This is a genomic window from Streptomyces sp. NPDC004609 (assembly GCF_042873655.1).
Taxonomy (GTDB): Bacteria; Actinomycetota; Actinomycetes; order Streptomycetales; family Streptomycetaceae; genus Streptomyces.
The window spans coordinates 60,334-72,276 of sequence record NZ_JBIALS010000021.1 but is presented as its reverse complement, the minus strand read 5'-3'; the positions used below and the strand labels follow the sequence as shown (position 1 = coordinate 72,276).

The following is an 11,943-nucleotide window of genomic DNA, read 5'->3' as shown; positions in this document are numbered from 1 at the left end:
CTCCGGCGGGGGATGGGTCCCGCACGGGGACGCCCCGCACCGCGGCCCGCGGCCGGTCGCGGAGCACCACGTACCAGGTGGGCGGACCCCGGCGGTCCCGCCGGGAGAGCCGCCGGCCGGAAACCCGCCGCACCGGCGGCGGACGCACCGCTCCCGGGGGGCCGGTCTTGCCCGGCGGGGGCGCGCGACCTAGGGTGAATGCGCTTTCAGAGCGCATACGCAAAGGTCACGAGAGACAAAGAAGCGGACGGTCGGTCGGGTGAGCACCCCCACTGTGTACGACGTCGCCGAGCGGTCGGGCGTCTCCATCGCGACGGTGTCGCGGGTCTACCGGAATCCCGATTCCGTACGCGCCCGGACCCGTGAGCGCGTGCTGGAGGCCGCACGGGAGCTCGGCTATGTGCCGAGCGGCAACGCCCGCGGACTCGCCAGCCGTACCACCGGTGTCCTCGGGCTCTGCTTCCCCGACTACACCGATCCCGACGCGGAGGCGGACGGCGCGGACGTGGAGGACGACGACTCCGCGGTCATGCTCTACTCCGACCAGATCATCCACGGGATGGAGCGCGCGGCCCGCCGCCACGGCTACGCCCTCCTGATCGCCGCCCCCCTGGAGGGCGGGTCGCAGAGCCTGGTCGAGCAGGTGGCGGGACGGGTCGACGGATTCGCCGTCCTGGCCCGGACCGTTCCCACGGAGGACCTGGAGGTCATCTCGCGGCGGCTGCCCGTCGTGATGCTCGCGGGTCCCCGGGAGATCGACCATCTCGACCACATCGAGGTGGCGAACGTCGACGGCGAGCGGGAACTCGCCCGCCATCTGATCCGCGACCACGGACTGCGCCGGCTCGTCTTCGTGGGGGGTGACCGGGACTCGCCGGACGCCGAGGCCCGGTTCGCCGGGTTCCGCGAGGCGTGCAGGGAAGCCGGGCTCCCGGTGCCGGACGAACCGGCCGTACGCGTCCTGATGATGACCCAGGCCGAAGGGGCGCGGGCGGCGGAGGCTCTGCTCGACCGGGAGGGGGAGCGGCCCGAGGCGATGCTGTTCGCCAACGACCAGATGGCGGTGGGCGCCCTGCACGCGCTGGAGGGGCGGGGGGTGCGGGTGCCCGGGGACATGGCCGTGACCGGGTTCGACGGCATTCCCCTGAGCCGCCTGGTGCGACCCGCGCTCACGACCGTACGGCAGCCCATGCGACGCCTGGGCGAGGAGGCCGTGGAACTGCTGGTACAGCGCCTGCGGGACCGTACCCGTGAGCCGGACTCCCTGATGCTGCCGGTCTCCGTGGTCCGCCGCGCCAGTTGCGGCTGCCCCCCGGCCCCCCGCGCCTGACCCGCGAACCTTTGACGCGCCCCGGCCCGGTTCCGCACCCGGGGTCGGGGCGCGTGGTGCGTTGCGACCGTCCCGGGAAACGGAATGGCACACATGTGCTTTCGGTCTGCAAACGTTCCGCCTAGCGTTCTTCTGTCGGGTGCCCGCATGGCGGCGTCGTTACAAAAGCGTTATCCCGAGGGTTCTTGCGGATGTCCGGGAGGCTGTCGCAGGGTGATGTATGCGCTTACAGGCAGCGCATACATCACCGGCCGGACTGCCGGAAGCTCAAGGAGGAGCACCATGCACCGCACTGCCAGAACTGCTTCGGTCGCCGTCGCGCTCGCGGCCACGTTCGGAATCTCCGCGTGCGGCAGTTCGGGCGGGGCGGGGGTCGCGGCGGACAAGAAGCAGACGCTGACCGTCTGGGCCATGGGCACCGAGGGCGAGAAGCTCGGCGAGGTCGCCGCCGCCTACCAGAAGAAGAACCCCAACATCACGGTGAAGGTCACACCCGTGGGCTGGGACGTCGCCCACCAGAAGCTGGTCTCCGCCGCGGCCGCCGGAAATCTGCCGGACGTGACGCAGATGGGCTCCACCTTCATGGGCGAGTTCGCCGAACTCGGCGTCCTGGAGCCGGTGGACACCAAGGTGTTCAAGAAGGACGACTTCTTCCCCGCCGCCTGGGAGGGCAACGTCGTCGACGGCGAGGTCTACGGCGTCCCCTGGTACGTCGACGCCCGGGTCCTGTACTACCGCACCGATCTGGCCGAGAAGGCCGGCGTGCGGAAGGCCCCCGCGAACTGGGCGGAGCTCTCGGCCCTCGCGAGCGCCTACCAGGACAAGGCGAAGACCAAGTGGGGCGTCTCCCTGCAGCCCTACAACCTCGACGCCTGGCAGAACTGGCTGCCGTTCTTCTACTCGGCCGGCGGAGAACTGATCAAGGACGGCAAGCCCGCCCTCGACAGCAAGGCCGCCGTCACGTCCCTGACCGAGTACGCCTCGTACTTCGAGAAGGGCCTCGCCAAGAAGAGCGTGCAGCCCGGCTACGACGTCATCAAGGACTTCGGCAACGACAGCGTCCCGATGTTCCTGTCCGGTCCCTGGCAGACCACCAACATCGCCGAGAACCAGCCCCAGCTGAAGGGCAAGTGGGCCGCGGCCGCGCTTCCCTCCGGCACCTCCTCCACCTCCTGGGCGGGCGGCTCCAGCCTGGTCGTCTCCAAGGACAGCAAGCACAAGGCCGCGGCGACCGAGTTCATCAAGTACCTCACGGAACCCGCGAACCAGGCCGACTGGTATGTGCGCACCACCGACCTCCCCAGCAACAAGGCGGCCTGGAACGAGGGCAAGCTCGCCTCCGACCCCAACATGAAGGTCTTCCGCACCCAGATGGAGTCCGCCAAGGCGATCCCCGCGCTCGCCAAGTGGGCCGAGATCGGCTCCAAGATCGACGCGGCCATCGAGTCGGTGACCCAGGGCAAGGCCACTCCGGAGCAGGCCGCCAAGAAGATGCAGGCCGAGACAGCGGAACTGGTGGGCTAGCTCCGTGAGCACCATCGCCGACGAGGTGGCCGGACAACCGGCGGGGACGGCCGACCCGTCCCCGCCCGGGGCACGGCCGCCGCGCAAACGCCGGGCCGGTGTGCAGCATCTGGCGGGCTGGCTGTTCTCCACCCCCTTCCTGGTGCTGTTCGCGGTCTTCATGGCCCTGCCGATCATCGCCACCCTGGTGATGAGTTTCACCGACTTCGGGCTGCGCAACGTCACCGACCCGTTCTCGGCGGAGTTCATCGGCTTCGAGAACTACACCAAGCTCTTCGACGACGAGAAGTTCCTCACCGCGCTCTTCAACACCGCGTACTTCGTGGTCGTCGGAGCGCCGCTGACCATCGCCGCGGGTCTGGTCGTCGCCGTACTGCTCAACAACGGCATCGACCGGCTGCGCACCGTCTTCCGGATCGGCTTCTACGCGCCCGTCGTCACCAGCATCGTCGCCATCGCCGTCGTCTGGCGCTTCGTCCTCGACCCGGCCGACGGTCTCATCGCCGGCGTCGCCGCGGAAATGGGCCTCACCTCACCGGACTTCCTGGGCTCCGAGACCCTTGCCATGCCCTCCCTCATCGTGATGGCGGTGTGGCGCAACCTCGGAACGGTCATGGTCCTGTTCATCGCGGGCCTCCAGGCCATCCCCAACGAGGTCCGTGAGGCCGCCCGGCTGGACGGCGCCGGAGCCTGGCACGAGTTCCGCGCGATCACCGTCCCCCTGCTGCGGCCCACACTGCTCTACGCCACCGTGATCACCACCATCGGCTATCTCAATGTCTTCGAGGAGCCGTTCGTGATGACCAACGGAGGGCCCTCCAACAGCACCCTGACGGTCTCCCTCAACATGTACCGGGAAGGCTTCAACTTCTTCCACATGGGCTACGCGAGCGCCATGGCGTATGTCCTCTTCGTCGTGATCATGGGAGTCACGGTGCTCCAGCTCCGTCTGCTGAAGGACAACACCGCATGAGCACCGCACCCATGAAGAGCACCGAGCGGGCGAAGCGCACGGCGCGGCCGGAGGGCGCGCCGCGGTCGACGGGCACGGCGCGGATGAAAAAGCCCGCCACCTATCTGCTGCTCGGCACGGGGCTGGTGCTGATGGCCGCACCGTTCCTGTGGATGGCGCTGTCCGCCTTCAAGACCAAGCCGGAACTGGCCGCGAGCCCGCCGGTGTGGATCCCCACCGAATGGACGCTCGCCAACTTCCGTGAGCTGCTGGATCTGCTCGATCTGCCCACCTACTTCCTGAACTCCACGATCGTGGCCACGCTGGTCACCGTCTCCAATCTGCTGTTCTGCTCAATGCTGGGCTACGCCCTGGCCAAGCTGAACTTCGCCGGCCGGGGCAAGGTCTTCGGCCTGGTCCTGGGTGCCCTGATGGTGCCCGGCAATCTGATGCTGCTGCCTCTGTTCGTGCTGATGAGCAAGATGCAGCTGATCGACTCCTACGCCGGTCTCGTCCTGCCGTTCGCCGCGGGGGCCTTCGGGGTCTTCCTGATGCGCCAGTTCATGCTGTCGGTCCCCGACGAACTGCTGGAAGCCGCCCGGCTCGACGGCGCGGGGGAGTGGTACATCTTCTGGCGGATCGTGATGCCCCTGGTGAAACCGGCCCTCGCGACGCTGGCGATCCTCACCTTCCTCCAGTCCTGGAACAACTTCGTCTGGCCCCTGATCGCCACCAACGACCCCGACAAATACACCCTGCCCGTGGCGCTGGCGACCTTCGCCACCGACCCCAACCGGGCCAACGGCGCCAACGGTGTGCTGATGGCCGGCTCCTTCCTGGTGGTCCTGCCCGTGCTGCTCGTCTTCGCGGTGCTGCAGCGGCACTTCACCCAGGGCATCGCCACCGCCGGTCTGAAGTAGGCCACCGGCCGGAACACCCTGCGGGCCGGCCCCCCCGCTCCGGGCCGCGCCAGGGGCCCGGACCGGTCCGGAACCGCACGGTCCATCGCAACGCACCACCGGACCGGCGCCGTCTCCCGGCGGCCGTCGGCCCATGGGTCCGGACCGTCCGCCACCGGAGGCGCCAGGGGTGGACACCGCCCACCCGGCCGATGCGGCCACCCGCGCGTCCCGGCCCCGTACTACGCCGACCGACCCGCTCCGGGAGCACTCCCCACACCCGGCGGCCACCACCGCCGGACCACCACCCCACACCCCTGACGAAGAGGTTTGCACCGAAATGAGCAACAAGTCCGCTGCCCATGTCGACTGGGAATCCCGCATCGGCAAGCCGAGCGACACCCGGCTCACCGGAGCCGGTGAACTGCCCGCCCCCGGCCGTCCCACCGCCGAGAGCGGCACCGGTCTCGTCCTGCTGGACTGGGCGCCGGTCGACGGAGCGCTCGGCTATCTGGTGCACCGCGCCGACTCCGCCGAGGGGCCCTTCGCGCCCCTGGACCACCTCGGGGGCGATGTCCTCGCCGTACCGCACCCGCCCTATGCCGACACCATGGTCGAGCCCGGCCGTGACTACCACTACAGGATCGCCACCTGGTCCGACAGCGGTGCCGGCGAGCTGTCGGAGGCCACCGGCGGGCGGGCCCTGGCCGCCGGGGACCGGCCGGCCGAGGTCACCGTCGCCGTCGACGCCTCGGCTCCCACGACCGAACTCCCCGGTGTGTGGAACAGGATGATCGGCGCCGAGCACTTCTCCCTGCTCACCTGGGACAAGCCCGGCGCGGGCGGATCCGATGTCGCCGCCGACTACGCGCAGGCGCTGGGTATCGTCCGGGACGAAATCGGCGTACGCACCGTGCGCGCCCACGGCACCTTCCTGCCCGAGACGGTCTCCGTCCGGGCGGACGGCTCCTTCGACTTCTCCGGGCTGGACCAGGTGTACGACCGCCTGCTCGCCACCGGACTCAAGCCCGTCGTCGAACTCTCCTTCATGCCCCGCGAACTCGCCGCGGACCCCGGCTACACCGTCTTCGACTACAAGGGCCTCGTCTCCGTCCCCGCCGACTGGGACCGCTGGGGCGACCTGTGCCGCGAGCTCACCGTCCACCTCCGGGACAGATACGGCGCGGACGAGGTCGCGGGCTGGGAGTTCGAGGTCTGGAACGAGGCCAACCTCGAAGTGTTCTGGAACGGCACCCAGGACGACTACCACCGCCTCTACGAAATCGCCGTCCGCGCGGTGAAGGGCGTCGACGAGCGGATCCGGGTCGGCGGCCCGTCCTCCGCCGCGGCCGGCTGGGTCGGCGCGCTGCTGGAACACTGCCGGACACACGACGTCCCCGTCGACTTCGTCTCCACCCACACCTACGGCAACGCCCCTCTCGACTTCCGTCCGATGACCCGTGCCTTCGCCGAGTCGACGGGGCGCGACGAGCCGGAGATCCTGTGGACCGAATGGGGAGTGACCCCCACCCACTTCCACCGGGTCAGTGACTCCGTCTTCGCCGCGTCCTTCGTGCTGCGCGGGATGAAGAGCGCGCTCGGCTCCACCGACTGCCTCTCCTACTGGGTGGCCTCCGACCAGTTCGAGGAGCTTGGCTGGCCGTCCAGGCTCTTCCACGGCGGCTTCGGACTGCTCACCGTCGGGAATCTGCGCAAGCCCCGCTTCTGGGCGCTCCAGCTGATGAGCCGTCTCGCGGGCGGGCGGATCCCCGCCGCCGTGACCGGTGACGGAGCCGAGGCCCTGGTGGAGACCCTCGCCACCCGCGCCGACGACGGCTCCACCGTCGATGTGCTCCTGTGGAACGGCACACTCGACCAGTCGAAGATCGACGGGGCCACCGCGCTCGACCGCAGCACCACCGTCCGGGTCACGGGACTCGCGCCGGGCGCCGCACACACCGTCGTCTCCCACCGCGTCGACGAGCAGCACGCCAACATCCAGGCGGTCTGGAACGACCTGGACGGCGGCGCATGGCCCGACGAGCAGCAGTGGGAGAAGCTGCGCGCCGCGGACCGGCTGCCCGAGGAGAGCCTCGGCACCCTCACGGCGGACGCCGACGGCACCCTCACCCTGACCGTCGAACTGCCGAACCCCGGAATCCGCTTCCTGCGTCTGGCCCGCGCCTGACACCGGAGCGCCCACCCGACCCGGGGGCCGTCGGACCCGGACGGCCGACGGCCCCCGCACCCGCACCACCTCCGCAACCCCGCACACCTCACCGGGAGCTGGAATCACATGGACCGTCTCGACCGCCGAACCCTCCTCACCGCCGCAGGAGCCGGGGCCGCCGCCCTCTCCCTCCCGGCGCTCTCCGCGCAGACAGCAGTGGCGGCACCGCGCCACCGGGCGGGGGCCGCCGCCGCGACCGCCGCCGATGTCCGTTCGACCCAGGGCATGGAAAGTGTTCATGCCTCTGATACACCGCTGCTGCGCACGTGGTTCCGCGACACCTATCACTCGATCGAGGTACTCACGACCGACTTCGGCCTCACCGCGGACAAGGCCGACATCAGCGGCCCCGGCCGGCCCGTGCCGTCGAGGAACACCTCACCCACCAACATCGGCTGCGGTCTCTGGTCGACCGTGGCGGCCGCGGGCCTCGGGGTGATCGACCGGTCCGTGATGCGCCGCCGCCTCGACCACATGGTGACCGCCGTCGAGAAGCTCGAACGCCACCACGGCTTCTGGCTCAACTGGTACGACGCCTACGACGGTTCGGTGCTCACCACCTGGCCCGAGAACGGCAACCCCGTCCGTCCCTTCCTCTCCTCCGTCGACAACGCCTGGCTCGTCACCGGTCTGCGCATCGCCGCCGACGCCGAGCCCCGCCTCGGCCGCCGGGTCGAGAGGATGCTCGCCGACGCCGACTGGTCGTACTACTACACGCCCTACGACCCGGCGGACCCGGTCAAGGGCCCCGGCCAGCTGCGCGGCGGCTTCTGGACCGACACCGGGGAACCCACCGGCCACCACTACGGCGCGCTGAACACCGAACCGCGCATGGCCAGCTATCTCGGCATCGCGGACGGCTCGCTCCCCACCGAGCACTACTGGCACCTGCTGCGGACCATGCTCCCCGAGCACGGACAGGAGCAGATGCCCCGGGGCTCGTACACCACCGTCGACGGTGTACGCGTCTGGAACGGCCACTACGTCCACCGGGGCCGCAGGCTCGTCCCCTCCTGGGGCGGCTCGATGTTCGAGGCGCTGATGGTGCCGCTGTTCGTGCCCGAGCCCGAATGGGCGCGCCGCTCCTGGGGGCTGACCCACCAGCGGTATGTGCGCTCCCAGATCGAGCACGGTCTCCAGGAGGAGAAGTACGGCTACTGGGGCTTCTCCCCGGCCAACATTCCCTCCGGCGGCTACCGGGAGTACGGAGTCGACGCCATCGGCATGCAGATCGAGGGCTACCAGTCCAGCGGGGTCGTCACCCCGCACGCCGCGTTCCTCGCCCTCCCCTACGCCCGGCGGGAGGCGATCGCCAACCTCAAGGCTCTGGCCCGTGACTTCGGCGCGTACCACGACGGGTTCGGCTTCCGCGACTCCGTCGACGTCCGTACCGGACGGGTCAGCGACTTCGTGCTCGCGCTCGACCAGGGGATGATCGCGGCGGCCCTCGCCCAGGAGCTGCGGCCGGGTCTGTTGCAACGCCCCTTCCGCACCGGAGGCTTCGCCTCCAGGGTCAGGCCGCTGCTGGCGAAGGAGCGTTTCAGCATCTGATGCGCGCCATCTGATGCGCTCCACGATGTCAGGAGCGCCGCACGATGCGAGGAGCCTTCGGCACGTGAGGGTCCGCCTCGACCCGCCGGCACCGTCCGCCGGCCGGCCGAGGCGGACCGCGGGCCCGTGACCGGCGGCCAAACCGGGCTCCTACAGCACCGGCGCCCTACAACCTCCCCCGGCGCCGTTCCCGTGTGAGCAGGAACCCGAGATACGCCCCTCCGACGGCCATCGTGTAGATGCCGACCGGCAGATTCTCGAACACCGGCAGCTGCTGTGCGCACAGATCGGCGAGTACCAGCAGCAGGGCGCCCGTCAGCCCCGACAGCAGCAGGTGGGGCCCGGACACCCGGGTGAGCCGTTTGGCGATCTGCGGCGCCGTCAGCGCGATGAAGGCGATGGGACCCGCGACCCCCACCGCCCCCGCCGACAGGGCGATCGCGAGCACCACGGCGAACGTCTTGGTGTTCCCGGGGCCGGAGCCGAGCCCCTCGGCGATGTCGTCACCCATCTCTCCCACGCTCAGCCGCCTGGTGAGCAGCGCGGTCGGCGGAAGGGCGACCAGCAGGACCAGCCCGATGGTCGCCGCGTCCTGCCAGGAGCGCGCCGACAGACTGCCGTTGACGTAGGCGGTGAGGGCCGAGGCGTTGTCGCGTTCCATCGCGTACACCACGTACTGCGTGAACGCGGTGCACATCGCCGCCACACCGATCCCCGCCACCACCAGACGCCCGGGGTTGCGGAATCCGGTTCCCGTGGAAACGTGGACGAGCGCCATGGCCAGCACCGCCCCGGCGAGCGCTCCGACGGGCACGGGCACCGTCCCCGGCAGGAACAGCGCGGCCGTCGCGGCACCGGCGCCCGCGCCGGACGCCAGCCCGATCACATCCGGGCTGCCGAGGGGATTGCGGGTCGCGGACTGGAACAGCGCACCCGAGACACCCAGCGCGCAGCCGGTGCCGAGGGCCACCACCAGACGGGGCCCGCGCAGCCGTTCGAGTACGAAGGCGTCCTTGCCCTCGGCCCCGCCGGTGAGCGCCCCCGCGAGTTCCGCGAGCGGGATGCCGAGCCGCCCGAGCGACAGGGTGGCCGCCGAGGCCGCGGCGATCAGGACCAGCAGGGCGATCGCCGTGACCACCGACACCCTGCGGACCGGGAGGGCGAGTGTCCTTCCGACCGTCAGGAACCCCCGGGGAGATCCGGTGCGCGCGAGCGGCCGGCGCCCGGGCCGCGGACCGATCCGGTCCGGCGTCATCCCGCGTTCCCCCTCATCCTGCGTACGGCGACGAGCAGGGCGGGTGCACCGACGAACGCCGTCACCACACCCACCATCAGCTCGTTGGGACGCAGCAGCACACGCCCCACCACGTCCGCCGCGAGCAGCAGGGCCGGACCGGCGACGCACGAGAAGGCGATCTGCCGCCGGAAGTCCACCCCGACGACCGCCCGTACGACATGGGGGACGGCCAGCCCGACGAAGGCGATCGGGCCGACGGCCGCGGTCGCCGATGCGCTCAGCACCGTGGCCGCGACCAGGCCGCCCGACCGGACCAGCCGGGGATCCGCCCCGAGCGAGGCCGACGTCGCGTCGCCGAGCGCCAGGGCGTTGAGACCGCGTGCCAGCACGAGCGCCAGCAGCAGACCGGCCGCCGTGAAGGGCAGCATCGCGGTGACGACATCGAAGTCCCGTCCGCCGAGGGCCCCCACCACCCAGTACCGGTAGCTGTCGAACACCTGGGGCCTGGTGAGGGTGACCGCCTGGATGAATGCCATCAGCACCGCGGACACCACCGCGCCCGCCAGGACCAGCCTGACCTGGCTCCGGCCCGATCCGGACGTTCCGATCAGCTGGACCAGCACTCCCGCGATCAGCGCGCCGGGCAGTGCCCACCACATCGCGGCCGTACTTCCGCCGGCGCCCCAGAACGCCGTCGCGGTGACGATGCTCGCCGAGGCGCCCGCGTTGATGCCCAGCAGGCCCGGCTCGGCAAGGGAGTTACGGGTCACGCCCTGCATCAGCGTGCCCGCCACGGCGAGACCGATCCCGGCCAGCACACCGAGCGCCGTCCTGGGATACCGGCTTTCGACGACGTCCGTGAGCGGGGCATCGGCGGTGCCGGACAGAACGTCGAGGACGTCACCGAATGACGTGGTCCGGCTGCCGAACATCACACTCGCGAACAGGGCGAGCGCCAGCAGGACCAGTCCGGCGAGCAGGCCGAGGGCCCGCCGGGCGGTGCCCCGGCGGGAGGCACCGCCCAGCGGTGCACGGGTGATCGCAGCCATCGGGCGGGACAGTCCTACCGGCCGGCGGCGGCGACGGCCTTGTCGATCAGCGGCAGATACCGTTCGATCGTCCACGGCACGGTCAGCGGGTTGATGATCGACGAGGCGGTGACGAAGGAGTTGGAGTCACCGACCACCACGGCGCCCTTCCGGACCGCCGGGATGTTCTTGTACAGCGGCTGCGCCTCGACCTCCTCGCGGTTCTTCTCGTCGCTGTAGAAGGTGAAGATCAGGTCGCTGTCCTTGAGCCTGTCCGCGTTCTCCAGACCGATGAGCGCCGAGTCGGTGCCCTTCGTCTCCGGGAAGCCGTTCACCACCGGGTCGACGGTCAGCCCGAGGGAGGACACCATCGTGACCCGCTGCTCCTCGGGCTTGAACACCCCGAGGGTGCCGGGGCCGGTGTTGTAGATGTACGAGAACGTCAGGTTCTTGTACGCGGGCCGGTTCGCCGCCGCGTCGGCGAGCTGCTTCTCGATGGCGCCGGTGAGCTTCTTCGCCTCACCGGGCTTGCCGAGCGCCTTGGAGATGATCTCTATCTGCTGGTCCCAGTTGGTGCTCCACGGCAGATCCGGGTAGGCCACGGTGGGAGCGATGTCCTTGAGGATGTCGTACTGCTTCTGCGTGATGCCCGACCACGGAGCGAGGATGACGTCCGGCTCCAGCTCGGTGATGGCCTCGATGTCCAGTTCCTCGCCACCCGTGAACTGCTTGGGCAGCTTGCCGCCCTCCTTGGTCACCGCCTCGTGGATCCACGGCAGATAACCCGTCTTGTCACTGCCCCAGGGGTAGCTCTCGATGCCCACCGGGGTCTTGCCGAGCGCGATGGCCGTCTCGGTGGAGCCCTGGCCCAGGGTGACGACGCGCCGGGGCTCCTCGGGGATCTCCGCCGTGCCGAGCGCGCTCTTGATCGAGACGGGGAACGCTCCGCCGCTCTTCCCCGGGGCGCCGGTGGTCTCCTTGCCGTCGTCGCCGTCCGACGAGCAGCCGCCGATGGTGAGGACGACGGCGACGGCGGTGGTCGCGGCCGCGAGTGCGCGACGACGCACACGAGTGAACCCGAGCATGGATGTCCCTCAAGAGTCGGTGAGCAGAGAAAAGCGCCGATCCCACGCCTGTCGGAGGGACCGTCCCGAGGTGATCCGGCCATGGCGGGGCACGGCGCATCACCGCG

9 protein-coding genes are annotated in these 11,943 nt (G+C 70.4%); 6 read left to right on the top strand and 3 right to left on the bottom strand.

Annotation, left to right across the window (positions count from 1 at the left end):
• Window positions 1–259 precede the first annotated feature (259 nt).
• The 6 genes from ACFYT4_RS21380 to ACFYT4_RS21355 all read left to right on the top strand — a co-directional run bounded on the left by ACFYT4_RS21380 (window position 260) and on the right by ACFYT4_RS21355 (window position 8,486).
• A complete protein-coding gene (locus ACFYT4_RS21380; RefSeq protein ID WP_389271085.1) occupies window positions 260–1,330 on the top strand; it encodes a LacI family DNA-binding transcriptional regulator in 1,071 nt (356 codons plus the stop codon).
• A 282-nt stretch (window positions 1,331–1,612) separates the two neighbouring features.
• Window positions 1,613–2,854, top strand: coding sequence for a sugar ABC transporter substrate-binding protein (locus ACFYT4_RS21375; RefSeq protein WP_389271082.1), 1,242 nt, complete (start codon window positions 1,613–1,615; stop codon window positions 2,852–2,854).
• A gap of 4 nt (window positions 2,855–2,858) precedes the next feature.
• Window positions 2,859–3,827 (top strand): carbohydrate ABC transporter permease, encoded by a 969-nt coding sequence (locus ACFYT4_RS21370; protein WP_389271079.1) that lies wholly within the window; start codon window positions 2,859–2,861, stop codon window positions 3,825–3,827.
• 11 nt (window positions 3,828–3,838) lie between these two features.
• The gene (locus tag ACFYT4_RS21365) at window positions 3,839–4,726 is read left to right on the top strand and encodes a carbohydrate ABC transporter permease (RefSeq protein WP_389271242.1); all 888 of its coding nucleotides are present in this window, start codon (window positions 3,839–3,841) and stop codon (window positions 4,724–4,726) included.
• A gap of 319 nt (window positions 4,727–5,045) precedes the next feature.
• Window positions 5,046–6,893 (top strand): glycoside hydrolase, encoded by a 1,848-nt coding sequence (locus ACFYT4_RS21360; protein ID WP_389271076.1) that lies wholly within the window; start codon window positions 5,046–5,048, stop codon window positions 6,891–6,893.
• A 108-nt stretch (window positions 6,894–7,001) separates the two neighbouring features.
• Window positions 7,002–8,486: a glucoamylase family protein gene (locus ACFYT4_RS21355; RefSeq protein WP_389271073.1), complete on the top strand. Its 1,485-nt coding sequence runs from the start codon at window positions 7,002–7,004 to the stop codon at window positions 8,484–8,486.
• Between the two features lie 166 nt (window positions 8,487–8,652).
• Here ACFYT4_RS21355 and ACFYT4_RS21350 read toward each other — a convergent pair whose 3' ends face one another.
• Genes ACFYT4_RS21350 through ACFYT4_RS21340 form a run of 3 tightly spaced genes read right to left on the bottom strand, consistent with a single transcriptional unit; the run spans window position 8,653 to window position 11,836 of the window.
• On the bottom strand, window positions 8,653–9,741 hold the full coding sequence (locus ACFYT4_RS21350) for a FecCD family ABC transporter permease (RefSeq protein WP_389271070.1): 1,089 nt from the start codon (window positions 9,739–9,741) through the stop codon (window positions 8,653–8,655).
• Window positions 9,738–10,772, bottom strand: a complete 1,035-nt coding sequence (locus ACFYT4_RS21345) for a FecCD family ABC transporter permease (protein ID WP_389271067.1) — start codon at window positions 10,770–10,772, stop codon at window positions 9,738–9,740. Before ACFYT4_RS21345 ends, ACFYT4_RS21350 begins: the two co-directional genes overlap by 4 nt.
• 14 nt (window positions 10,773–10,786) lie before the next feature.
• Window positions 10,787–11,836, bottom strand: a complete 1,050-nt coding sequence (locus ACFYT4_RS21340; RefSeq protein ID WP_389271064.1) for an iron-siderophore ABC transporter substrate-binding protein — start codon at window positions 11,834–11,836, stop codon at window positions 10,787–10,789.
• Window positions 11,837–11,943: the final 107 nt, after the last annotated feature.

What these genes read in the sequence shown, in the direction of transcription:
- ACFYT4_RS21375 (WP_389271082.1), top strand. Translation starts at nt 1,613, where the DNA reads ATGCACCGCACTGCCAGAACTGCTTCGGTCGCCGTCGCGCTCGCGGCC.
- ACFYT4_RS21365 (WP_389271242.1), top strand. Translation starts at nt 3,839, where the DNA reads ATGAAGAGCACCGAGCGGGCGAAGCGCACGGCGCGGCCGGAGGGCGCG.
- ACFYT4_RS21360 (WP_389271076.1), top strand. Translation starts at nt 5,046, where the DNA reads ATGAGCAACAAGTCCGCTGCCCATGTCGACTGGGAATCCCGCATCGGC.
- ACFYT4_RS21355 (WP_389271073.1), top strand. Translation starts at nt 7,002, where the DNA reads ATGGACCGTCTCGACCGCCGAACCCTCCTCACCGCCGCAGGAGCCGGG.
- ACFYT4_RS21350 (WP_389271070.1), bottom strand. Translation starts at nt 9,741, where the DNA reads ATGACGCCGGACCGGATCGGTCCGCGGCCCGGGCGCCGGCCGCTCGCG.
- ACFYT4_RS21345 (WP_389271067.1), bottom strand. Translation starts at nt 10,772, where the DNA reads ATGGCTGCGATCACCCGTGCACCGCTGGGCGGTGCCTCCCGCCGGGGC.
- ACFYT4_RS21340 (WP_389271064.1), bottom strand. Translation starts at nt 11,836, where the DNA reads ATGCTCGGGTTCACTCGTGTGCGTCGTCGCGCACTCGCGGCCGCGACC.